We start from the raw sequence: 24,981 nt of genomic DNA, 5'->3' as shown, positions 1-24,981 counted from the left end.
CGAATAAACATTTAAACGATTAAAATACGAATATGAATCAACCACTAGCCTATGTTCATCCAGGCGCCAAAATAGCCAAAAATGTTGTCATCGAGCCATTTACAACCATTCACAATAATGTAATTATTGAAGATGGAACTTGGATTGGTTCGAATGTTACGATAATGGAGGGTGCGAGAATTGGAAAAAATTGTAATATATTCCCTGGCGCAGTAATATCGGCAGTTCCTCAGGATTTGAAATTTGGAGGAGAAGATTCTTTGGCAATAATTGGTGACAATTGTACCATTAGAGAATGCGTAACCATAAACAGAGGTACCATTGCATCCGGGCAAACAACTTTAGGCAACAATTGTCTGGTAATGGCAACGGCACATATTGCACACGATTGTCACATCGGTGACAATGCGATTATTGTTAACGGAGTTGCGCTTGCAGGACATGTTACTGTCGGTAAATTTGCAGTAATTGGTGGGTTGGCAGCAGTACATCAGTTTATTCAAATTGGAGATCATGCGATGATATCTGGCGGTTCATTAGTCAGAAAAGATGTCCCTCCTTACACAAAAGCAGCAAAAGAGCCTTTATCATATGTTGGGATTAATTCTGTTGGATTAAGAAGACGTGGGTTTACAACTGATAAAATCAGAGAAATCCAAGATATTTATAGAATTTTGTATCAAAAAAATTACAATACAACGCAAGCCTTGGGTATAATTGAAGCTGAAATGGAAGCGACACCGGAAAGAGATGAAATCATTGATTTTATTCGAAATTCATCAAGAGGAGTAATGAAAGGATATTCTGGGAATTACTGAATAAAGTGATTTCAGTTAGCAGATAATAAAAATAGTAATAAAAAAATAAAAAATATAATGGCATCAACATCAGATATTAAAAACGGATTGTGTATCAAATACAACAACGATATTTACAAAATCATTGAATTTCTTCACGTAAAACCAGGAAAAGGTCCAGCTTTCGTTAGAACTAAATTAAGAAGTTTGACAAACGGAAAAGTCCTAGACAATACGTTTTCAGCTGGTCATAAAATCGAAGAAGTTCGAGTTGAAAATCATAAATTTCAGTTTTTATACCCTGAAGGCGATGATTTTCATTTCATGAATACAGAAACTTTCGAACAAATTACTTTAAACAAAAACATTCTTGATTCCCCGGATTTATTGAAAGAAGGAGAAAATGTAATGGTAAGTATCAACACTGAAACTGATTTACCGCTATCAGTAGATATGCCGGCATCTGTAATTCTTGAAGTTACATACGCTGAACCAGGAATTAAAGGAAATACTGCTACAAATGCAACAAAATCAGCAACTGTTGAAACGGGTGCAACTGTAAATGTTCCTTTGTTTATCAATGAAGGGGACAAAATAAAAATAGATACGACTTCCGGTAATTACATGGAAAGAGTTAAGGAATAGTTTGCAGTAATCAGTGTTTAGCATTCAAATATACTGGACACTGATTACTGAATACTGAATACTAAATAAATGAAATTCCAAAAAGTTTACACTTTAGAAGAAATTGCAAGTATCATCGACTGTGAATATGTTGGTGATGCTAATTTCCCTGTTTCAGGAATGAATGAAATTCACGTTGTTGAAACTGGAGATATTGTTTTTGTGGATCATCCTAAATATTATGACAAGGCATTAAATTCCGCAGCAACTATTATTTTAATCAATAAAAACGTAGCTTGTCCAGATGGAAAAGCATTGTTAATTTCTGAAGATCCATTTAGAGATTTCAATAAATTGACAAACTATTTCAAGCCCTTTCAATTTTCGAATGTATCAATAGCTACTTCAGCATTGATAGGTGAAGGAACTGTAATACAGCCAAATGCATTTATCGGGAATCATGTTGTTATTGGAAAGAATTGTTTGATTCATTCAAATGTTTCGATTTATGATTATACCGTGATTGGAGATAATGTAATCATTCATGCAGGAACTATTCTGGGTGCAGATGCATTTTATTATAAGAAACGACCTGAAGGATACGATCAATTACTTTCTGGTGGTAGAGTGGTCATCAAAAATAATGTTGGCATAGGAGCTCTTTGTACTATTGACAAAGGAGTTTCCGGTGACACCATTATAGGAGAAGGCACAAAAATAGACAATCAAGTACATGTTGGTCATGACACTGTTATTGGAAAAAAATGTTTGATAGCTTCACAAACCGGAATTGCGGGTTGTGTAATCATTGAAGACGAAGTTACTATTTGGGGACAAGTAGGAACTACCAGCGGGATAACAATAGGAGCAAAGGCAGTTATACTTGGTCAAACCGGAGTTACAAAATCAGTTGAAGGAGGAAAATCGTATTTTGGTACTCCCGTAGAAGAATCAAGAGAAAAATTGAAGCAACTGGCTAATATCAAGAAGATTCCAGAAATCCTTACTAAATTAAAATAATATGTCTGCTAAAGAAATCGTTCAGAAATTTTATAAATCAGATGCTTTACTTGATAGTGAAGTTATGAAGGATTTTTTACATCCTGAAATAATTGTTGAATGGAACAGCAGTAAAGGACTTTTACAGCTCAATTATGATTCCCTGATAAATTTATCCAACGAATTGAGCACGGCTTATGTGCGATCTAAAGTAAGAATTAGCCATATTGTTGCTGAAAATAATTTAATTTCTGTTCGTTATTCTCATTTTGTGAAAACGATCGAGAATCCCAGAGAAGAAATGTTATTGGCGCATTTTTTAGTTATTTGGGAAATAAAAGACAATAAATTATTTCGAGGCTATCAAATGAGCCAATTATCCTAATTTAGTGTCAAAAAACTGAATGCTGAATACGGATTACTGATTAGTATTTTATACTTTTGCATAACGATTTTAAAAACTACATAAAAAATATATCATGAGTGTTTTAGTTAATAAAGATTCCAAAATAATTGTTCAAGGTTTTACAGGAAGCGAAGGAACTTTCCATGCTTCTCAAATGATTGAGTACGGTACTAACGTTGTTGGTGGTGTAACTCCTGGAAAAGGTGGGACAACTCACTTAGACAGACCAGTTTTCAATACTGTAAAAGATGCTGTAGAACAAGCAGGTGCTGATACAACTATCATTTTTGTACCGCCGGCTTTTGCTGCAGATGCAATTATGGAAGCTGCAGATGCCGGAATAAAAGTAATTATTGCAATTACTGAAGGAATTCCTGTTGCTGACATGATAAAAGCAAATAGTTATGTTAAAGAGAGAAACGCACGTTTAATCGGTCCAAACTGTCCTGGAATTATTACTCCGGGTGAAGCTAAAGTTGGTATTATGCCAGGCTTTGTTTTCAAAAAAGGAACTGTTGGTATTGTTTCTAAATCTGGAACATTAACATACGAAGCTGCTGATCAAGTTGTAAAACAAGGATTAGGAATCACTACTGCAATTGGTATTGGTGGAGACCCAATCATTGGAACTACTACTAAAGAAGCGGTTGAATTACTGATGAATGACCCAGAAACAGAATGTATCGTAATGATAGGTGAAATTGGTGGACAATTAGAAGCTGATGCTGCTCATTGGATTAAAGCTGATGGTAACCGTAAACCGGTTGTAGGTTTCATCGCAGGAGTTACTGCTCCTCCAGGACGTACAATGGGACATGCAGGTGCAATCGTTGGTGGATCTGACGATACTGCTGAAGCTAAAAAACAAATCATGAGAGAATGTGGAATACACGTAGTAGATTCTCCAGCTGAAATTGGTAAAAAAGTAAAAGAAGTTTTAGGTTAATCTAAACTCTTATTAAATATTTCTGGAAGCCTCACAATTTGTGGGGCTTTTTTATTATTAATTGAATTAAAGAAATATCTTTGCACTTTATTAAATCTTCTGTTTTTGCAGATTCAATTATAATAAGAACAAACATAAACGACTGGTTTCTAATGGGCCTCACGATTTTGTGGGGTATTTTTTTGCCGAAATCAGTTTAAATAAAAATAAAATAATATGTACAAAGAGTTAAAAAAATTCAAAGTTACCAATCAGTTTTCATTTACCACAGAGGATAGTTTAGCAGAAGTTTGCAACGCATCAGAAGGATCTGGAGTATTTTTAGTGTATTCCGTTGGGGATGAAAAAGAGTTAATTATGGTTGCTTCTACTGGAACTGTTCAGAATGACGGAACTTTAAAAATCAAAAATGGTGGTTTGAAAGATAAGATTGTTGAAGGACACCAATTTGCAAAAACTGGAAGAAAATATTCTTGGCCCGCACAAATGAAAATCGAAGATATCAGTACGCTCGAAGTGGTATGGTATGAAACATTCAATGATAAGACTAAAGTAATCCCAACATTTGTAGAAGGACAAGTTTTACAAAACTTCCTTGATGAAAATGGAAGATTGCCAAAATGGAATGTAGCTTTTTAATTATTTATAGCTGTTTTTCAATATCTTACTTATAATTGCGTCACATTTTTATGTGACGCTTTTTTTGTATTATTATTTTTTTGAATGAAATTCGAAATATTTCATAAATAATTAATTACTTTTGCACCCGTTATCACGAATCCTTCAATAGGATAGCAACCTGCAACAACAAGCAAGGTGCTAAAACGATAAGCCAAATCCTTTGGAAAAAATGTTGTTTACATTCCCATATTTAGCTTTGTTTTTCGTCATAATTTTTAATTTTAAATTATTTTTATGACTTTATTTTCCAAAGACAAAGGAAATGCCTTTGCATTAATTCCTTTATTTGTTTTTATTTTTACTTTTTTGGGAGCAGGAATCATTTTGAATGATTTTTATGCTTTTCCATCACCGGTGGCTGTTTTAGTTGGTATTATTGCTGCTTTTTTACTTTTCAAATCCTCAACTGAGGATAAAGTTGCTACATTGATTGCAGGATGTGGGGAAAGCAAAATTATGACAATGTGTTTGATTTACCTGCTAGCGGGAGCTTTCGCAGTCGTGAGCAAAGCAATGGGCGGTGTTGATGCTGTCGTGAATCTTGGAATAAATACTATCGACGTTGCCTATTTTCCGTTAGGAATTTTCTTGATAGCTTCTTTTTTATCAACTGCTACAGGAACTTCGGTTGGTGCAATTGTAGCGATTGGTCCTATTGCTGTTGCATTAGCTGATAAAAGTGGTGCTTCATTACCTTTGATTTCAGGCGCTTTATTAGGTGGCTCTATGTTAGGTGATAATCTTTCCATGATTTCTGACACTACTATCGCAGCAACGCAATCACTAGGGTGTGATCTAAAAGACAAGTTCAAAATTAACTTGTTTATAGCCTTTCCAGCTGCAATTTTGACTATTCTGGTTTTCTTTTATCTTGGTTTAAACTCGGATATTGTCACAGTTGCTATTGAAAAAAATAATTTTTCCTGGATTGCAATTGTGCCTTATCTTTTAGTAATAGGATTGGCAGTTGTAGGTGTTAATGTTTTTTCAACGTTGCTAATTGGTACTTTATTAGCAGGAATCATTGGATATTTTAGTGGTTCGTTTGCGTTAATGGAGTTTACTCAAAAAATATATGAAGGTTTTACCAGTATGACTGATATTTTCTTATTATCAATGCTTACTGGAGGTCTAGCTGCTATGGTAGATAAAGCAGGTGGAATAACGTATTTATTAGTTCAAATTAAAAAAAGAATAAAAAGTAAAAAATCAGCTCAAGCGGGAATTGGTGCTTTAGTAGGTTTTGCTAATTTAGCGATAGCTAACAATACGGTTTCTATTGTAATTACGGGACCTATTGCAAAAGAAATCAATGATGAGTATCATTTAAATCCAAAAAAAACGGCGGCGATTCTGGATATTTTTTCGTGTATAATTCAAGGAATTTTACCATATGGTGCTCAAATATTGCTTATATTGAACTACGCCAATGGCAAATTAGATTTTTTTGATTTAATCAGTAATGCCTGGTATCATTTATTTTTACTGATTTTCACATTAGTGGCTATTTACGGTTCGTTTTGGGATAAATGGGCAAACCGATTCTTAAAAATTTAATAATGAAATATTGACTGTTCTTGCTTTTGAATTTTTTTTAAAAAGAGAATTATTCTATATTTGACGAGTGTAAGATAGCCCTGATAATAGTGGAAATCCTTTTATGTGAGCGATAGCGATCCTAAAAGATTGAAGCGGATAGCAGGAATAGCTTCAAATAAATTTTAAACTTATTTTTGAATATGAAATTACTAGAAGGAAAAGTGGCCATAATTACTGGTGCGAGTCGTGGAATTGGAAAAGGAATTGCTGAAGTTTTTGCAAAACATGGTGCAAATGTTGCCTTTACATATAGTTCATCAGTAGAATCTGCTTTGGCTCTTGAAAACGAATTAAACGCTATTGGAATTAAGGCCAAAGGATATCAATCGAATGCTGCCGATTTTAATGATGCTCAAACTCTTGTCGATGCTGTTTTAGCTGAATTTGGAACGGTTGATATTCTAATAAACAACGCGGGAATTACTAAAGATAACCTTTTGATGCGTATGTCTGAAGAAGATTTTGATCAAGTAATTGATGTTAACTTGAAGTCGGTTTTTAATATGACCAAAGCCATTCAACGGACTTTTTTGAAACAACGTTCCGGTTCGATTATCAATATGAGTTCAGTAGTAGGTGTAAAAGGAAATGCTGGACAGACGAATTATGCGGCTTCTAAAGCGGGAGTTATTGGTTTTTCTAAATCAGTAGCATTAGAATTAGGATCACGTAACATTCGTTGTAATGTAATTGCTCCGGGTTTTATAGAAACGGAAATGACGGCTAAATTAAACGAGGATGTTGTGAAAGGATGGAGAGACGGAATTCCGTTGAAACGTGGGGGAACGACCGAAGATGTTGCTAATGCTTGTCTTTTCTTTGCATCAGATATGAGTGCCTATGTAACTGGACAAGTTATGAACGTTTGTGGAGGAATGCTTACTTAAAATAATTATAAATTATAAATGATGAATTTTAAATGTTAGAAGAATTCAAAATTTAAAATTTATCATTTAAAATAAAAAGAGAATGACAACAACTACCTTGCTATTATTACTTCTTTCATTACTAGTAGCTGGCGGTTTGTCGTTTTTTCAATATATATACAAAGCCAAAAACAAATCGAAAATTGGTTGGTTTTTGGCTTTTTTGCGGTTTTTATCCATTTTTGGAATTTTATTGTTATCGATTAATCCAATACTAACCAAAAATACGCTGGAAACGGTAAAAACGCCTTTGCCCATTGTTGTTGATAATTCGAGTTCCATTTCGTTTTTGAATGCTAATGAAAAAGCATTGGAATTGTATAAAAGAATACAATCAAATTCAGATTTAAGAGAGAAATTTGATGTGCAATCGTATCAGTTTTCGGATGATTTTGAACCTACGGAAAAATTTGATTTTAAAGGAACGCAAACTAATATTGATGTTGTAGCCAAAAATTTAAAAAGCATTTATAAGAATACTATCTATCCAACGGTTTTGATTACTGACGGAAACCAAACTTCCGGGAATGATTACGTTTTTAGTTTTGATGCAGTAAATAAAGTATATCCTATAATTGTAGGTGATACGACAACTTTTTTAGATTTTAAAATCAATCAACTGAACGTTAATAAATATGCTTTTCACAAAAACAAATTTCCTGTAGAAGCTTTTTTGCAGTATTCAGGAACTAAAAATATCACAGCTGATTTTATCATTTCACAAGGCAATTCGGTATTAAGTAAACAATCCATTGCCTTTTCACCTTCCAAAAAAACAGCAACTGTAAACATACTTTTACCGGCTGATAAAATAGGATTACAAGTTTTTAAAGCTACAATTTCATCAAAAGAAAAGGAAAAAAATACGTATAACAATACCAAGAATTTTGCCGTTGAAGTTATTGATCAAAAAACAAATATTGTTATTGTATCTGCTATAAATCATCCTGATTTAGGGGCTCTAAAAAGAGCAATTGAATCTAATGTGCAACGTAAAGTCATAATTATTAATCCAAATGAAATCAAATCATTACAAGATTATAATATTTTGATTTTATACCAACCAACAGCTGAATTTAAAACCATTTTTGAGAATAATAAAGCTGCAGGAATTAACACGTTTGTCATTACTGGAAACAACACCGATTTCAATTTTCTGAATCAGCAACAGGATAATTTGAGCTTTAAAATGAGCGGACAAAAAGAAGATTATTTGTCGGTTTTTAATGGGCAGTTTAATTTGTTTGCAGCTGACAATATCGGGTTTGAAAATTTACCGCCTTTGCAAAATGCTTTTGGAAACGTAACCACAAAAGGAGCGGTGTCAGTTTTGCTTTCGTCCAAAATTAGAACAATTGATACGAATGCGCCTTTGTTGGCTTTTACAGAAAATCAAGGCAAACGAGTTGCTTATCTTTTAGGAGAAAACAGCTGGAAATGGCGTTTACAAACGCATGTCAATAATCAATCCTTTGAAAAATATGATGTTTTCATCGATAAGATTATTCAATTTCTGGCTTCTAATAATTCTAAAAAGTCACTGGTGGTTGAACATGAAAGTTTTTATAATTCAGGTGAAGCCATTGAAATAACCGCTCAATTTTTCAATAAAAATTATGAGTTTGATGAGAAAGCCCGTTTGACAATTGCGGTGACCAATACTAAAACGAAGCAAACTAAAAATTACGATTTACTAAAAGGAAATAATTCCTATAAAGTCAATCTTGACGGATTGAAAGCGGGTTCTTATGCGTTTACTGTCAAAGAATTGAATTCAAAAACGACCTATTCCAGTAGTTTTGAAATTCTTGATTTTGATATCGAAAAGCAATTTGTCAATCCCGATGTTGAGAAATTGACACAATTAGCCACGCAAACGCAAGGAAAAGCTTTTTTCACAGACCAAGTTGATGTGTTGATTAAAACGCTTTTGGAAAATGATGAATATAAAGCGATAGAGAAGAACATTGTTACTAAAACTCCTTTGATAGATTGGATTTGGTTATTGGTTTTAATTTCATTTTTGTTGGCAACGGAATGGTTTGTTCGAAAATACAACGGATTACTCTAATACAATTAAATAACATGGATTTTAGACTGAAAGTATTTTATACCGTTGCAAATCGTTTGAGTTTTACAAAAGCAGCAACCGAATTATTCATTACGCAACCTGCGATTTCCAAACATATTCAAGAGTTAGAAGAGCAATATAAAATCAAATTGTTTGACAGGAATGGTTCCAAAATCGCATTGACACCTGCAGGTGAAGTGTTATTAAAACATACCAAAAACATTTTCGAACTTTATAGAGAAATCGATTTTGATATGAGCACTCTTATTAATCAACGTTCCGGATTGTTGCGATTAGGCGCTAGTACAACGATTTCTCAGTATATAATTCCGCCACTTTTAGCTCGTTTCCACCAAAAATTACAAGATGTAAAAGTGAGTTTACTTAATGGAAACACCGAACAAATAGAAAATGCTTTACTAAACCAGGAAATTGAAATAGGAATTGTTGAAGGGCAATCAAAAAATAAATCCATTAAATATTCTGAGTTTTTAAAGGACGAATTGGTTTTAGTTTGTAGGAGTACCAATCCATTAGTAAGTCGTGATGAAGTGACTCAGGAATATTTCAAAAGGATGCATTTTTTAATGCGAGAACAAGGTTCTGGAACACTTGAAGTTATTGAACACGCATTGAAACCTTTTGAAATTAAACTATCTGAACTACAAATTGAAATGCAATTAGGAAGTACCGAAAGTATTAAATCCTATTTGATGAACTCTGATTGTGTGGCTTTTATCTCGATTCATGCGATAAAAAAAGAACTTCGAAACAATGAATTGGCTATTTTAGATATTAAAGACTTAGTTATTGAACGTTTCTTTTATGTCATTACGTTACAGGGAAAAACGGATTCACTAGCGGATTTGTTTATCCAAAACATTTCCAATCATTATAATTTAAAGTTATAGCGGATTATAATTTGCGATTGGTATTACCAGTTTTATCGTTCCACCTTTGTACTGTACTAATTCAACAACTTTACATTGGAAACGCATCAAAAAGGAATTCAAAAAGAATCTTTTATTTTTTTTAAAGTTGAAGCCCCTTTGCAGCAACTTATTTTTGTTGTCTTGCTATTGTTATCCACAATTTTCGCTTCTCCGCCAATTGCTTTAGTATTAGGATTGATTGTCGCCAACTTTTTCGGACACCCTTTTTTAGAATTGAATCACAAAGCCACCAATTATCTGTTGCAATTTTCAGTCGTTGGTTTAGGATTTGGAATGAATGTTCATAGTGCTGTTGCTGCAGGAAAGGAAGGTTTTTTGTTTACCATTATTTCTATTTTGAGTACTTTAATTTTAGGAACTTTTCTTGGAAAATGGTTTAAAACCGATAAGAAAACATCTCATTTAATTTCTTGTGGAACTGCGATTTGTGGTGGAAGTGCCATTGCAGCGATTGCACCAGTAATCAAATCCAATGAAAAACAAACCTCAATTGCTCTGGGAGTGATATTCATCCTAAATTCAGCAGCACTGTTTTTATTTCCTGCCGTGGGTCATTGGTTGGATTTAACTCAAAAAGAGTTCGGATTATGGTGTGCCATTGCAATTCATGACACGAGTTCTGTGGTAGGAGCGGCGAGTAAATTTGGCCCTGAAGCCTTGCAAATAGCCACAACAGTAAAATTAGCCCGAGCGTTGTGGATTATCCCTGTTGCACTGATTACGGCGTTTATTTTTAAAAATAAATCTGGTAAAATAAAAATTCCTTATTTTATTGGCTTGTTTATTTTGGCAATGATTGCCAATACCTATCTGCCACAAATAGAGAGTGTAGCACCGCACTTGGTTTCGGTTGCCAAAATTGGTCTTACGGTAACTTTGTTTCTGATTGGAGCCGGATTAAATATAAATGTCTTAAAATCAGTGGGATTAAAACCGCTGGCGCAGGGAATCTTGCTCTGGACATTTATTGCAATTGCGACTTTAATTTCAATTATTTATCTAAAATAGTTTTATGATGAAAGGTTTTTCGTTTGATCACATGAAATTGCAATCGGAGATAATCATACAAAAGCGCAAACAATAAAAATGTTGCAGCTACAAAAAGCGTTTTCATTTCCAGTAAATTATAAAGAAAACCACCCGTAATACAGCCTACAAAAAAGAAAATAATTATGGATAATCTCAGATAAATACTGGTCTTTAATTTTTTCTTTTCTTCGGTTTTTTTATAGAAAAATAATTGAGACAATTCGATTCCTAAATCAGTAAAAAGCCCAGTTAAATGGGTTGTTCTAACAGTAGATTGAGAAATTTTTGTTACCAAAGAGTTTTGTATTCCCATCGCAAAAAGCATTGCAAAAGCAATCCATTTTCCTTCCGAACCCGACAAATCAGAGGCGATGCCAAAAATCCCAACACTAATCAAAACAATCATTTCTAATGAAATTGGAATGACATGAGATAAATTTGGATGCTTTTTCGAAATCAATTCTGCTAAAAAGTTAGATGTAAAGGCGCCCAACAAAAAGAAAATAGTGAATACAAAAAAGGTAACTGCGGCTGAATAATCTTGTTTCATGATTTCTTCTGCAAAATAGGCAAAATGTCCCGTAACATTTGTGGTCAATGTTTGTACCGATAAAACTCCCGTAACATTTACGATTCCGGCAACAAAAGATAATAAAGTGGCTAAACGAAGATTATGAATAAAAGTTCTGTTTTTTCCTTGATGTCGAAACATATTTGTAAGTTTTCTTATTTAATTAACAGAATCTTAAACCCAATTTTTTCTAATAACGATTTAAAGAAATACATTTGTACTTCAAAAAAATAAATTTAATGAAAAATTTTAAAATTAGACCTACACTAATCACTTTATCTGTTCTTGGAGTTGCCCTTTTTCTTTTGTCATGGGGCGTTATTGGTCATGAACGAATCAACAGAGCGGCAGTAATGGCATTGCCAAAACCATTACAAACCTTTTTTTACAATCATATTGATTTCATTACTCAGGAATCTACCGTTCCAGATTTAAGAAGAAATGTTTTGAATGACAAAGCAGAACCGCCACGTCATTATTTTGACATGGAAAACTTTGGTAATGTGGCTACATTTCCTAAGACTATGGACGAAGCAAAGCTGAAATATGACGAGAAGTTTTTGACTAAAAACGGAATTTTACCTTGGTATATTCAGGATATGATGGTCAAATTGACGAAGGCTTTCAAAGATAAAAGAAAGAATGAAATATTATTTATTGCGGGTGATTTAGGTCATTATATTGCTGATGCGCATATGCCTTTGCATACATCGGACAATCATGATGGACAAAATACGAATCAAAAAGGAATTCATTCCTTATGGGAAAGCCGTTTGCCGGAATTGTTTGCCAAAGATTATAAATTGAATGTAGCGCAAGGAAAATATTTAGAAAATGTGGACAAGGCAACTTGGGATATCATTTTTGACACGCACAGTCTGGTAGAACCTTTATTGGCTGCCGATAAAAAACTTAGAACTGCGACTGCTGAAAACAAAATGTATGTAACAGATTCTGCTGGAAATATTGTCAAAAACAAATATGGCGGAACCTTATATTCTGATGAATATGCCACTAAATTACATACGGATTTGAACGGAATGGTTGAACAACAAATGAAAAAAGCAATCACCGCAACAGCAAGTTTTTGGTACACGGCTTGGGTAAATGCAGGAAAACCGGATTTAACAAATCTTGATGCTGCAGAACTTACCAAACGTAACAGTAAAACTTTAAAAAAGGATTTAAAAACTTTTGAAAAAGGAAATCTTTTTGGTTTATCCAACGAAAAAGAGTAACGCTATATTTCCAAATAAAAAACGGGTGAGACTTCAAGTTCACCCGTTTTTTTTATACAAAATTATCTCATTAATAGATCTTAAAATAAATTCAAAATTATCTTTAGATATGTAATTTTTTATTTGTAAAATCATACTATTATTTTAAGTTTATTTAAAGCAGACCTTAAGTAGTTCTTAAAGAAATCCTTATCTTTAAACTTTACTTTTGAAGTATAAATAAGATAAAAATGCTCGAAAAAATTATTGCCTTTAGCTTAAAAAATAAACTAATTGTTTTACTCTTTACTTTAGGAGTTTTTGGATTTGGTTTGTTTTCTGTTTTCCAAATATCTATTGGAGCCGTTCCTGATGTGACGAACAACCAAGTTCAGGTAATTACCACTTCTCGTAACCTTTCTACACAAGATATTGAACAGTTTATCACGTATCCTGTTGAAATTGAAATGGCTAATTTGCCTGGTGTCACTGAAATTCGTTCCATTTCAAAATTTGGCTTATCTGTTGTCACGATTGTTTTTGATGAAAATTTAGGAACTTATCTTCCAAGACAACTTATTGCGGAGAAAATAAAAACTGCCTCAGAGAAAATTCCGCAAGGTTTTGGAACACCGGAAATGGGTCCAATTACTACAGGACTTGGAGAAATTTATCAATATACTTTAGAAGTAAAACCAGAATTTAAGAATAATTATTCCGTAACTGACTTGCGTACCATTCAGGATTGGGTGGTAAAACGTCAATTGTCAGGAATAAAAGGTGTTGTAGAAATCAATACTTGGGGTGGTTTTTTGAAGCAATACGAAATTGCGATTAATCCGTCAAGTTTGAAAGCGATGAATATCACTACTGCGGATGTTTTTACAGCATTAGAAAAAAACAACAGTATCGCCGGCGGTGCATATATCGAAAAAGTGAATCAAAGTTACTTTATTCGAGGCGAAGGAAAAGTTAATTCACTAAAAGATATTGGGAATATTGTTGTTACAAATACCAATGGATTGCCGGTTTATATCAAGAATGTAGCGCAAGTCCGTTTTGGTCATGCCAACCGTTTTGGTGCGATCACGGGTAATGGCGAAGGCGAAAAAGTACTAGGACAAGTGATGATGCTTAAAGGTGGGAATTCGAAACAAGTAATTGATGATGTTAAGGATAGAGTTACCGAAATTCAAAAAACATTGCCGGACGGTGTATACATCAACGGTTTTCTGGAACGAAGCGAATTAGTAGGAAAAACAACTTTTACCGTTGCCGAAAACTTGATTTTAGGATGTTTAATCGTGATTTTTGTTGTCATTTTATTGTTAGGAAACTGGCGTTCCGGATTGGTCGTGGCCTCTGTCATTCCTTTGTGTTTATTATTCGCCATTTCGTTCATGAATATTTTTGGTATTGATGCCAATTTGATGAGTCTGGGTGCTATTGATTTTGGAATAATTATCGATGGCGCTGTAATTATTGTTGAATTCATTGCATTTCAAATTGCCAGTAAATCAGCTCATTTAGTGAATCTAAACAAGGAAGAACGCCAGTTGGAAATTGACCAAATTACCTATAATAGTGCTTCCAAAATGATGAATTCAGCTATTTTTGGCCAATTGATTATTCTGATTGTTTTTATTCCAATTCTATCCTTATCCGGAATTGAAGGTAAAATGTTCAAACCGATGGCAATGACGTTTAGTTTTGCTTTATTAGGCGCTATGATTTTCTGTTTTACCTATGTTCCAGTTGTTTCTTCTTTGTTTTTAAAACCAGAAGCAGAAAATCCAAATTCAATCTCCAGTATATTAATCCGTAAACTGAAATCCGGGTATTTACCGATAATTACTTGGGCGATAAGCAATACCAAAAAAGTAATGTATGGCGCATTAGGTTTATTATTGCTGGCCGTAGGATTATTTGCAACCATGGGAGGAGAATTTATTCCTACGCTTGATGAAGGTGATTTTGTGATTCAGCCGGTTTTAAAAACAGGAACTTCATTGACAAAAACAATAGCGATAACCACCAAAATAGAGAAAATAATCCTCAATAACTTCCCGGAAGTCACACAAGTTGTCAGCAGAATTGGAGCTGCCGAAGTGCCTACAGATCCTATGTCCATGGAAGAAAGTGATATTATTGTAAAATTGAAACCCAAATCAGATTGGACTTCGGCATCTTCCAAAGATGAATTGGCAGACAAAATAAAAGCAGCTCTGGAAAAAGAAATTCCCAATATGGAAATCGAATTTACGCAGCCCATAGAAATGCGTTTTAACGAATTAATTTCTGGAACCCGATCTGATGTGGCAGTTAAAGTGTTTGGCGAAGACTTAAATATTTTGGCAATAAAAGCGAATGAAATCAAAAATGCTATTGCAAAAGTAGAAGGAGCTTCGGATATTATTGTCGAAAAAACAGAAGGTTTGCCACAAATGTCAGTGGTTTATGATCGCTCGAAAATTGCTCGTTACGGTTTGAATATTGCTGATTTAAACGAAATGATTGCGCTGGGCTTTGCCGGAAAAACCGTTGGAAATGTTTTTGAAGGCGAGAAACGATTTGATATGGTAATTCGTTTGGATCAAGCAAACCGTCACGACATTGAAGATTTACGTAATTTATATGTTCCAACGCCTAACGGAGAACAAATTCCGTTGAGTGAATTGGCTTCTATCGAATATACTGAAGGTCCCGCAAAAATTTCAAGAGACAATACCAATCGAAGAATTGTAGTGGGAATCAATGTTCGGAACCGAGATTTGCAAAGCGTAGTGACCGATATTCAGAAAATTGTAGATACCCAAATTAAAATGCCAGACGGATATTATGTGAAATATGGCGGACAATTTGAAAATTTACAGAGTGCCAAAGCCCGCTTGATGATTGCAGTTCCTATCGCTTTATTTTTGATTTTTATTCTATTGTATTTTGCATTTGGCTCCGTAAAAGAAGCGTTAATGGTCTATTCAGCAATTCCTTTTTCAGCAGTTGGTGGAGTTCTATTTTTATGGATGAGAGATTTACCGTTCAGTATTTCGGCAGGCGTTGGTTTTATCGCGCTTTTCGGAATTGCAGTATTAAACGGAATTGTCCTAATCGAACATTTTAAAGAACTCAAACACCAAGGCATGAAAGATATCGATGCATTAATTTTAAAAGGAACTACCGATAGATTACGTCCGGTTTTATTGACCGCTTCGGCTGCTGCATTAGGATTTTTACCAATGGCAATTTCATCTTCGGCCGGGGCAGAAGTGCAACGACCATTAGCAACGGTAGTCATTGGCGGATTGTTTACGGCAACTATTTTGACGATGATTGTTTTACCTATTTTATATAAGGTTTTTGATAGTCAATCCTTCAAAAAAGCGAAGTTTAAGAAACATCAAAGTTCAACTTATATCATTTTGTTTTTGTTGAGTTCTTCGTTGGCTTTTTCACAAAATGCTAATCCGGAATTGGATAGTTTAATGTCAAAAGCAATTCAAAATAATAAAGGAATAAAAGCAGCTCAATTGCAAGTGGATAAAACTAAAGCCAATATCAAAACGGCAAATACTTTTGATAAAACTAATATTTATTACAGTTACGATCAAAATAATTTGGCACTCAATAACGAACCTTTAAGAGTATTTGGCGTACAGCAACGTTTTTCTTTTCCAACGGTTTACGGAGCGCAGAAAAAAGTATTTTCCTCAGAATATGAAAGGGAAAAAGCCAATTTTGATATTCAAAAAAACAAACTTTCTTTAGCTGTTTCTAAGTCGTTTCAGCAGATTGTTTATTTACAACATCAAGAAAAACTCTATCAATATTTGGATAGTTTGTACCAAAATTTCTCTAAAGCAAGCGACAGACGTTTTGAATTAGGAGAAACTAATTATCTTGAAAAAATTACTGCTCAAGCTAAATTCAGACAAATTAGAACCAAACTTTCACAAATTGAAAATGATAAAAAAGGACAATATGAACTGTTGCAATCCTTGCTTCAAACCGATGAAATGGTAGCAATAAAAAGCAATTCAATTACACCTTTAAATACTTTTACTGATGCAACAAGTAAATTATTTTATACTACTTATTTAGAAAGTGTTACTGAAAATTATAAAAACCAAATAAAGCTACAAAAACAACATTGGTTGCCGGATATTAACTTGGATTATTTTCAAGGAAAAAATAACGGATTATCACAGTCATTGTATGGTTTTCAAGTTGGTTTAGCAGTGCCAATATTATTCTCTGGTAATATTTCTAAAAGCAAAGTCGCACAGCTAGAATTACAAAGTTGGGAACAACAAAAGCAAAATGAAGAAGTAAAAATAGAGAAGTACATTAATCAAAAAAAGAATGAATTAGCGAAGCATCAGGAAGCGATAAACTACTACAATCTTTACGGGAAAAAATTATCGGATGAGATTATAAAAGTAGGAAACAATAGCTACAAACATGGTGAAATTGATTTTTTCCAATACATCCAAAGTTTAGAAAATGCCACAACAATTCAAGTGGACTATTTAGATACTATTTTGCAATTCAACCAAACCCAATTAGATTTACAATACCTAAATTTTTAAAATACAACTAATGAAAAAATCTCTATATATAATTGCTTTATCCATTGCTTTATTTTCTTGTAAAGAATCAAAAACAGAGGAAGTGGAACAAAAAGACGACGGTTTGACAACTGTAACTTCCGTCCAATTCAAATCTTCGGGAATGGAGATTGCCACTCCAACAGAACAGGATTTTGATGTTACGGTTAAGTCTTCGGGAAAAATTGACGTACCGCCACAAAATCGAGCTAAAGTGAACACTTTTATGGGCGGTTATGTGAAATCAACAACACTGCTAGTTGGAAACAAAGTAACAAAAGGACAAGCTTTGTTAACGCTACAAAACACGGAATTTCTTGATATTCAAAAAGATTATATGGAAGTGGCTGAGCAACTTAATTTCCTGAAATCTGAATATGACAGACAAAAAACATTGTATGATGAAAAAATAACTTCGCAAAAAAACTACCTAAAAGCAGAAAGTGAATACCGAAGAGCCAAAGCAATGCATCAAAGTTTACGTGCCAAATTAGTGCTTTTGAATATTAACCCAAGAAATGTAGAGAAAGGAATTTTGACTTCAACAATCACTATTTTTTCTCCAATAACAGGGGATATTGTAATTATGAATGCCAATGTGGGAATGTATGTGGCGCCTTCGGATGTGATTTTAGAAATTGTCGATACGGATCATTTGCATTTAGAGTTGGCCGTTTTTGAAAAAGATATTTTGAATGTGAAAATTGGACAAAAAATACATTTTAAAGTTCCTGAAGCTTCTAAAGATGTTTTTAATGCCGACGTACATTTGGTTGGAAAATCAATAGAAGGAAACGACAGAACAATTAATATTCATGGACATTTAGATGATGCTATCAAGCAAAAATTATTAACAGGAATGTTTGTAGAAGCTGAAATAATTATCGATTCCAAAAAAGGCTTGGCGATTCCTTCTGAAGCATTACTAACTGAAAACAACAAAAATTTCGTGCTTTTATTGGACAATGAAAAAAACGGATATTCATTCAAGAAAGTAAGCGTTAAAATAGGCGAGAAATCTGAAAAGTTTGTCGAAATACTTCCAAATACTATGATTAATGATTCTTCAAGAATTTTGACAAAAGGGGTGTTCGATTTGGCTAATTAATAAAGAAACAAATAAAATGGACTTGAAAAAACTAAAAGATCAGTTGCAAACAGAGGTTGATACTGCCTTTTTGTATGATAGTATTGCTGCCATTCAATCGGATGATAATCTTTCAAGAGTATTGTTGAGTTTGGGTGAAATTGAGAAAGGACACGCGAAACACATGTTTGATAAAGTGTTGACTTTGGAACCAAATTACAAAATACCTTCGCCATCAGGACGAGCGAAATTCCAATTGAAGTTGGGTAAAATCTTTGGTTACAGTTCTATTATCAGCAACCTTTCCAATATTGAAAAGCAGTTTGCAGTAAATTCAATTAAAAATAAACTTAAAAGCGGAGAGAAACCAACAGGTTTTGAGCACAATCATCTTAATATCATTGAAGCCGTAAACAATAATGCTGCCTTGAATGTTTCCGGTGGCTTATTGTCTAAATTTGAAAGCAGGCATAAATCAGTAGGTGGAAATGCATTGCGAGCTGCTGTTTTAGGTTCCAATGATGGATTGGTTTCGAATATGAGTTTAGTCATGGGAGTTGCTGGAGCAGCTGTTTCTAATAATACCATACTATTAACGGGAATTGCGGGACTTATGGCAGGAGCAATCTCCATGGCACTAGGCGAATGGCTTTCGGTACAAAGTTCAAGAGAATTAAACCAGCGCCAAATCGATTTGGAAACCGAAGAATTAGAAGCTTCTCCCGAAGAAGAGAAAAAAGAATTAGTTTTATTGTATCAAGCCAAAGGAATGAATGCAGTAGAAGCACAAAAACTGGCTGACAAAGCTTTTGAAAATCCTCAAACGGCAATTGATGCCATTATCACGGAGGAACTGGGAATTGATAAGGAAGAATTAGGCGGTTCAGCCTGGGAAGCGGCAATAGCTTCATTTGTGCTTTTTGCTATTGGAGCGATTATTCCATTATATCCATTTATGTTTTTAGATGGAAAAAATGCAATTTTGCTTAGTTTAGGAAGCAGTGTTGTTGGACTTTTTGGCATTGGTGCCGCTATTACTTTACTTACAGGAAAAAGCGTTTTATTTTCCGGATTTAGACAAGTTTCTTTTGGATTGCTGGCTGCAGCCGTGACTTATGGAATTGGTTCCCTAATCGGAGTTTCACTGGCGGGATAAAATAATTAACATATTAGAAAAAATTAAACAGTATTAAACCTCAAAAAATTATATTATGAATGATGCTCATTTACACTTGGTTGTTAACCATTTTCCAATTATTGGAACTTTTTTTGGAATTGCAATCCTGATTACAGGAATATTATTAAAGAACAATTCCATAAAAAATACTAGTTATGTTTTATTTATTGTTGCAGCTATTTTTGGTGCGTTCAGTATGGGAACTGGAGAAGGAGCAGAGGAAGTGGTGGAAGATTTTCCAAATATTGGTAAAGCAATCATCCATGAACACGAAGAATTAGCGGAAAAATTTGCTTTACTGCTGTATGCAACCGGAGTTTTTGCGTTGATTTCAGTAGTAGCCGCTGTAAAAAAATTCCGATTGGCAAAAATATTTTCCATTATTACACTTGTTTTAGCATTGATAAGTGGAATTATGTCGATAAATGTTGGAACTTCGGGAGGAGAAATTCGTCATACAGAAATTAGAAAAAATAATGCTGCTGCTGTACCTGTGAATGAGAATCCATCTTTGGAAAAAGAGTATCAAAACGAAGACGAATAATATCCATTTAACAAAAATTAGTTTATAAGTTACAATAAAAATTGCTTTGTAAATAATTTATCTCTTATATTTGCACAAGAATTAAAACAAGTACACTAAAATGTTTACAAATCAATTGCATCATCATCATTTTCATTATTGCTCTCAAGCGATGTGTTAATGGTATGTGTGTAAATCATCATATTCTAAAAACCCGTTTGAGTACATCAAACGGGTTTTTTATTACCCATTATTTGTACTCAATCAAAATACTTTAAACAAAAACAAAAAAAGACAAAATGAGTACATTAAAAATTGCAATTCAAAAATCAGGACGTTTAAACGAGGACAGCATTCAAATTTTAAAAGATGCAGGTATTTCAATTGATAACGGAATAGACCAATTAAAAGCCGAAGCATCCAATTTCCCTTTAGAGGTTTTATATTTAAGAAATTCGGATATTCCTCAATATTTGATTGATGGAGTTGTAGATATTGCTATCGTTGGGGATAATCTTTTAGTCGAAAAAGGCGGGGATATTGAAGTAATTCAAAAATTAGGTTTTTCAAAATGTAAAGTATCTGTTGCTGTACCAAAAACATTTGATTACAAATCCGTTCAGGATTTAGAAGGTATGCGCATAGCAACTTCTTACCCTAAAACAGTCCTTGATTTTTTTAGCTCTAAAGGCGTGACAGTTGATATTCACCAAATTTCAGGTTCGGTAGAAATTGCTCCAAACATTGGTTTAGCTGATGCTATTGTTGATATTGTTTCCAGCGGAAGTACATTATTTAAAAATAATCTCAAAGAGGTTGAAGTTATTTTTAAAAGTGAAGCAGTTTTAGCTGTTTCGCCAAAAGTAAGTCCTGAATCTCAAAAAATAATTGACACGTTAAAATTCAGAATCGAATCTGTTTTAAGAGCAAGAAAATCAAAATACATTTTGATGAATGTCCCAAATGACAAAATTGAAGCAGTTGGTAAAATTCTTCCTGTGTTACGAAGTTTGACGGTTTTGCCTTTGGCACAAGAGGGATGGAGCAGCGTTCACTCTGTAATCGATAAAGATACTTTCTGGGATGTTATTGATCAATTGAAAGAAGCTGGTGCCGAAGGCATTTTGGTTTGTCCAATTGAGAAGATGGTACTTTAAGAATTTTAAATTATAAGTTGTGAATTATGAGTTTAAAAACGGAATAATTCTATTATTTAATCTTTGAATAAAACTATAAATGAATAAAATATACAATCCTAAAGCAGAATCTTGGTCCTCAATTTTAGAGCGTCCTACCAAAACTATTGATGACATTGAAGCCACTGTAAAAGAAATTTTCAGTGAAGTTCAAAAGAAAGGTGATGTTGCTGTTGCAAAATATACGTCGCTTTTTGATGGTGCCAAAATTGATACTATTGAAGTTTCTAAAGCTGAAATTGATTTGGCAATTGCTTCCGTTTCTCCAGAGTTGAAAGAAGCTATTGAGTTAGCCAAATCTAATATTTCAAAATTTCATATTGCTCAAAAAACGGATAGAGTTGCTGTAGAAACAATTGAAGGAGTAAATTGCTGGCAGGAAAAAAGACCGATTCAAAAAATCGGATTATATATTCCTGGTGGAACCGCCCCTTTATTTTCTACTGTTTTAATGCTTGCTGTTCCTGCAGAAATTGCTGGTTGTAACGAAATTGTTCTTTGTTCGCCACCGGATAAAAATGGAGTTGTAAATCCTGCGATTTTGTACGCTGCAAATTTATGTGGAGTGACAAAAATATTAAAAGTAGGAGGAATTCAGGCTATTGCAGGAATGACTTTTGGAACAGAAACGATTCCAAAAGTGTATAAAATTTTTGGTCCCGGAAATCAATTTGTGACAGTTGCAAAACAATTGGCTACACAATTTGGTGTCGCAATAGATATGCCAGCTGGACCATCAGAATTACTGATTGTTGCTGATGAGACTGCAGTTCCGGCTTTTGTAGCTTCGGATTTGTTATCACAAGCAGAACACGGAGCGGATAGCCAAGTAATTTTAGTTTCTACTTCCAAGAAATTAATTGATGCCGTAGAGACTGAAATTCAAATACAATTGGAATCGTTGCCAAGAAAAGCGATTGCCGAAAAAGCGATTGCGAATTCTAAATTGATTTTTGTTGAAAATGATAAAATTGCTTTGGACTTAATCAATGAATACGGACCGGAACACTTTATTATTTGCTCAGAATTTGATGATTTTTACAGCAATGGTGTTCAAAACGCGGGTTCTGTATTCATAGGGAATTATACTCCTGAAAGTGCCGGAGATTATGCTTCCGGGACTAATCATACATTGCCAACTAATGGTTATGCCAAAAATTATAGCGGTGTAAATCTGGATAGTTTTACGAAAACGATGACTTTTCAAAAAATAACGGAAAAGGGAATAAAAAATATCGGGAAAGCGATTGAAATAATGGCAGAAGCTGAAGGATTACAAGCACACAAAAATGCAGTTACATTACGATTAAAAGCGATTGAAGATGGAAAATAATTTCGACATAAATAATTTGGTCAGAGAAAACGTTAAGCAAATGAAACCGTATTCTTCGGCTCGCGATGAATTTGAGGATTTTGATACTGCAGAAATGATTTTTTTGGACGCTAATGAAAATCCATTTGAAAATGGCGTAAACCGTTATCCGGATCCTCAACAAATGAGTGTAAAAGAGGTTTTGGCAAAACAAAAATTTGTGAAAACGAATCAAATTTTATTAGGTAACGGAAGTGATGAAGTGTTGGATTTATTGTTCAGAGCTTTTTGTGAACCAAAAAAAGATAATGTAATCACTTTGCCACCAACGTATGGAATGTATAGTGTTTTGGCAAATATCAATGCCGTAGAAAACAAAGAAGTATTGCTTTCGGATGATTTTCAACCGCAAATTGAAAAAATTATGGAAGCTGTTAATGAAAACACAAAAATCATCTTTTTGTGTTCTCCAAATAACCCAACCGGAAATTCATTTTCAGATGAAAGTGTTGCGTACCTTTTGCAAAATTTCAAAGGATTAGTAGTGATTGATGAAGCTTATATTGATTTTTCTAAAAAAGATAGCTGGAGCAATGAACTGGATGAATATCCAAACTTGATCATCACTCAAACATTATCAAAAGCGTATGGCCTGGCAGGAATTAGATTGGGAATTTGTTATGCCTCTACGGAAGTAATTTCAGTTTTAAATAAAATAAAACCACCGTATAATGTGAATGAATTGAGTCAAAAAAGGGCTTTAGAACGATTAAAGGATAAAGATAAAATAAAAGCTGAAATTGATTCGATAATAAAACAAAGAGAGGAATTACTTAAAGTATTACTTGATATTAAATTTGTCGAAAAAATTTATCCAACAGAAGCTAATTTTATTTTGGTAAAAGTGGATGATGCCAATAAAAGATACGATGAATTGATTGCAAAAGGAATTGTAATCCGTAATCGAACAACCCAACCATTATGCGATAATTGTTTGCGTTTTACTGTTGGAACTGAAAAAGAAAATATGAAATTAATTGAGGTTTTAAAACAACTTTAAACCTTAAACTTTAAACTTTTTTTAATGAAAAAAATACTTTTTATAGATCGTGACGGAACAATGGTTTTGGAACCAAATGATTATCAATTAGACAGTTTTGAAAAATTAGAATTTTATCCAAATGCCTTTCAATATCTTGGTAAAATAGCAAAGGAATTGGATTTTGAATTAGTAATGGTGACAAATCAAGATGGTTTGGGAACTGATTCTCATCCTGAAATTAACTTTTGGCCAGTTCATAACTTAATTATGAAAGCGTTTGAAAATGAAGGCGTTGTTTTTAAAGAAGTATTTATCGATAAAACTTTTCCGTACCAAAATGCACCGACTCGCAAACCTGCGACTGGAATGTTGACACAATATATCGACAATCCAGAATATGATTTAGAAAATTCATTCGTCATCGGAGACAGAATAACTGATGTGGAATTAGCCAAAAACTTGGGTTCAAAAGCGATTTTTATTAACAGAGATGAAGCTTTGGGAGGTGATGAAATATCCTCTAAAAGAAATGAATTGGATTCGGTTATTGCTTTACAAACGACTGATTGGAAAGTGATTTATGAGTTTTTGAAATTAGAAGAGCGTTCAGCTTCGATAGAAAGAAAAACGAATGAAACGGATATTTACATAAACTTAAACCTTGACGGAACTGGGAAAAGCAAAATCGAAACAGGAATTGCCTTTTTTGACCACATGCTGGACCAAATTGCGCGTCACGGACAAATGGATTTAGAAATCCTAGTAAAAGGGGATTTAGAAGTGGATGAACACCACACGATTGAAGATACAGCAATTGCACTTGGAGAAGTTTTTGCAAAAGCATTAGGAAATAAGTTAGGAATAGAAAGATACGGTTTTTGTTTACCAATGGATGACTGTTTAGCGCAAGTTGCCATTGATTTTGGAGGCAGAAACTGGCTGGTTTGGGAAACCGAATTCAAACGTGAAATGGTTGGAAAAATGCCAACAGAGATGTTTTATCATTTCTTCAAATCATTCTCAGACGGTGCTAAAGCGAACATCAATATCAAAGCAGAAGGAACGAACGAACATCACAAGATTGAAGCGATTTTTAAAGCTTTTGCAAAAGCGATAAAAGTAGCAGTAAAACGCGATACAGAAAAGATGATTTTGCCAAGTACGAAAGGAATGTTGTAAAATTGTTTAAAGTTTAAAGTTTCAGGTTGACTCGAGCAACTT

The 24,981-nt window shown here is 33.7% G+C and carries 21 protein-coding genes and 1 riboswitch; of the genes, 20 read left to right on the top strand and 1 reads right to left on the bottom strand.

All coding sequences use genetic code 11. The annotated features are described in order from the left end of the window. Positions 1-32 precede the first annotated feature (32 nt). From lpxA to E0F89_RS13585, 11 genes are all read left to right on the top strand, one after another. The gene (lpxA, locus tag E0F89_RS13635; protein ID WP_131910328.1) at positions 33-818 is read left to right on the top strand and encodes an acyl-ACP--UDP-N-acetylglucosamine O-acyltransferase; all 786 of its coding nucleotides are present in this window, start codon (positions 33-35) and stop codon (positions 816-818) included. Between the two features lie 57 nt (positions 819-875). Further along, positions 876-1,442, top strand: a complete 567-nt coding sequence (gene efp, locus E0F89_RS13630; RefSeq protein WP_131910327.1) for an elongation factor P — start codon at positions 876-878, stop codon at positions 1,440-1,442. 69 nt (positions 1,443-1,511) lie between these two features. Further along, positions 1,512-2,441: a UDP-3-O-(3-hydroxymyristoyl)glucosamine N-acyltransferase gene (locus E0F89_RS13625; RefSeq protein ID WP_131910326.1), complete on the top strand. Its 930-nt coding sequence runs from the start codon at positions 1,512-1,514 to the stop codon at positions 2,439-2,441. A gap of 1 nt (position 2,442) precedes the next feature. Next, the gene (locus E0F89_RS13620) at positions 2,443-2,805 is read left to right on the top strand and encodes a nuclear transport factor 2 family protein (protein ID WP_131910325.1); all 363 of its coding nucleotides are present in this window, start codon (positions 2,443-2,445) and stop codon (positions 2,803-2,805) included. A 94-nt stretch (positions 2,806-2,899) separates the two neighbouring features. Next, positions 2,900-3,772, top strand: a complete 873-nt coding sequence (gene sucD, locus E0F89_RS13615; RefSeq protein WP_035672307.1) for a succinate--CoA ligase subunit alpha — start codon at positions 2,900-2,902, stop codon at positions 3,770-3,772. Positions 3,773-3,988: 216 nt separating this feature from the next. Then, positions 3,989-4,411, top strand: a complete 423-nt coding sequence (locus tag E0F89_RS13610) for a hypothetical protein (protein WP_131910324.1) — start codon at positions 3,989-3,991, stop codon at positions 4,409-4,411. 125 nt (positions 4,412-4,536) lie between these two features. Further along, positions 4,537-4,633: riboswitch (SAM-I-IV-variant riboswitch) on the top strand. Between the two features lie 54 nt (positions 4,634-4,687). Continuing rightward, positions 4,688-6,010 (top strand): Na+/H+ antiporter NhaC family protein, encoded by a 1,323-nt coding sequence (locus E0F89_RS13605; RefSeq protein ID WP_131910323.1) that lies wholly within the window; start codon positions 4,688-4,690, stop codon positions 6,008-6,010. A 182-nt stretch (positions 6,011-6,192) separates the two neighbouring features. Further along, the gene (gene fabG / locus E0F89_RS13600; RefSeq protein WP_131910322.1) at positions 6,193-6,939 is read left to right on the top strand and encodes a 3-oxoacyl-[acyl-carrier-protein] reductase; all 747 of its coding nucleotides are present in this window, start codon (positions 6,193-6,195) and stop codon (positions 6,937-6,939) included. An 82-nt stretch (positions 6,940-7,021) separates the two neighbouring features. After that, complete coding sequence (locus E0F89_RS13595; RefSeq protein WP_131910321.1) at positions 7,022-9,049, top strand: hypothetical protein; 2,028 nt, start codon at positions 7,022-7,024, stop codon at positions 9,047-9,049. A gap of 14 nt (positions 9,050-9,063) precedes the next feature. Continuing rightward, the gene (locus E0F89_RS13590; RefSeq protein WP_131910320.1) at positions 9,064-9,960 is read left to right on the top strand and encodes a LysR family transcriptional regulator; all 897 of its coding nucleotides are present in this window, start codon (positions 9,064-9,066) and stop codon (positions 9,958-9,960) included. Between the two features lie 96 nt (positions 9,961-10,056). Next, entirely contained in the window at positions 10,057-11,010 is a 954-nt protein-coding gene (locus tag E0F89_RS13585) for a YeiH family protein (protein ID WP_131910383.1), read from the top strand. On the opposite strand, the gene E0F89_RS13580 is transcribed toward E0F89_RS13585, so the two are convergent. Continuing rightward, positions 10,994-11,743 carry a YoaK family protein gene (locus tag E0F89_RS13580; protein WP_131910319.1) on the bottom strand — a complete coding sequence of 250 codons (750 nt, stop codon included), beginning with the start codon at positions 11,741-11,743 and terminating at the stop codon, positions 10,994-10,996. The two genes, E0F89_RS13585 and E0F89_RS13580, sit on opposite strands and share 17 nt — an antisense overlap. A gap of 98 nt (positions 11,744-11,841) precedes the next feature. Between E0F89_RS13580 and E0F89_RS13575 the strand changes: the two genes are divergently transcribed. The 9 genes from E0F89_RS13575 (at position 11,842) to hisB (ending at position 24,939) form a co-directional block, all read left to right on the top strand. Continuing rightward, entirely contained in the window at positions 11,842-12,840 is a 999-nt protein-coding gene (locus E0F89_RS13575; protein ID WP_131910318.1) for a zinc dependent phospholipase C family protein, read from the top strand. A gap of 230 nt (positions 12,841-13,070) precedes the next feature. Next, positions 13,071-17,405 carry a CusA/CzcA family heavy metal efflux RND transporter gene (locus tag E0F89_RS13570; RefSeq protein WP_131910317.1) on the top strand — a complete coding sequence of 1,445 codons (4,335 nt, stop codon included), beginning with the start codon at positions 13,071-13,073 and terminating at the stop codon, positions 17,403-17,405. Between the two features lie 10 nt (positions 17,406-17,415). Then, positions 17,416-18,531 carry an efflux RND transporter periplasmic adaptor subunit gene (locus E0F89_RS13565; RefSeq protein ID WP_131910316.1) on the top strand — a complete coding sequence of 372 codons (1,116 nt, stop codon included), beginning with the start codon at positions 17,416-17,418 and terminating at the stop codon, positions 18,529-18,531. A 16-nt stretch (positions 18,532-18,547) separates the two neighbouring features. After that, complete coding sequence (locus E0F89_RS13560; RefSeq protein WP_131910315.1) at positions 18,548-19,666, top strand: VIT1/CCC1 transporter family protein; 1,119 nt, start codon at positions 18,548-18,550, stop codon at positions 19,664-19,666. Between the two features lie 55 nt (positions 19,667-19,721). Then, positions 19,722-20,231, top strand: coding sequence for a hypothetical protein (locus tag E0F89_RS13555; RefSeq protein ID WP_131910314.1), 510 nt, complete (start codon positions 19,722-19,724; stop codon positions 20,229-20,231). A gap of 278 nt (positions 20,232-20,509) precedes the next feature. After that, entirely contained in the window at positions 20,510-21,367 is an 858-nt protein-coding gene (gene hisG, locus E0F89_RS13550; protein WP_131910313.1) for an ATP phosphoribosyltransferase, read from the top strand. A 79-nt stretch (positions 21,368-21,446) separates the two neighbouring features. Next, positions 21,447-22,739 carry a histidinol dehydrogenase gene (gene hisD, locus E0F89_RS13545; protein ID WP_131910312.1) on the top strand — a complete coding sequence of 431 codons (1,293 nt, stop codon included), beginning with the start codon at positions 21,447-21,449 and terminating at the stop codon, positions 22,737-22,739. Continuing rightward, on the top strand, positions 22,729-23,778 hold the full coding sequence (gene hisC / locus E0F89_RS13540) for a histidinol-phosphate transaminase (protein ID WP_131910311.1): 1,050 nt from the start codon (positions 22,729-22,731) through the stop codon (positions 23,776-23,778). The genes hisD and hisC overlap by 11 nt, the downstream gene beginning before the upstream one ends. Positions 23,779-23,802: 24 nt before the next feature. Beyond that, positions 23,803-24,939 (top strand): bifunctional histidinol-phosphatase/imidazoleglycerol-phosphate dehydratase HisB, encoded by a 1,137-nt coding sequence (hisB, locus tag E0F89_RS13535; protein WP_131910310.1) that lies wholly within the window; start codon positions 23,803-23,805, stop codon positions 24,937-24,939. Positions 24,940-24,981: the final 42 nt, after the last annotated feature.

The organism is Flavobacterium caseinilyticum (genome assembly GCF_004349085.1).
Taxonomy (GTDB): Bacteria; Bacteroidota; Bacteroidia; order Flavobacteriales; family Flavobacteriaceae; genus Flavobacterium; species Flavobacterium caseinilyticum.
This window is presented reverse-complemented; position numbering and strand designations above follow the sequence as displayed.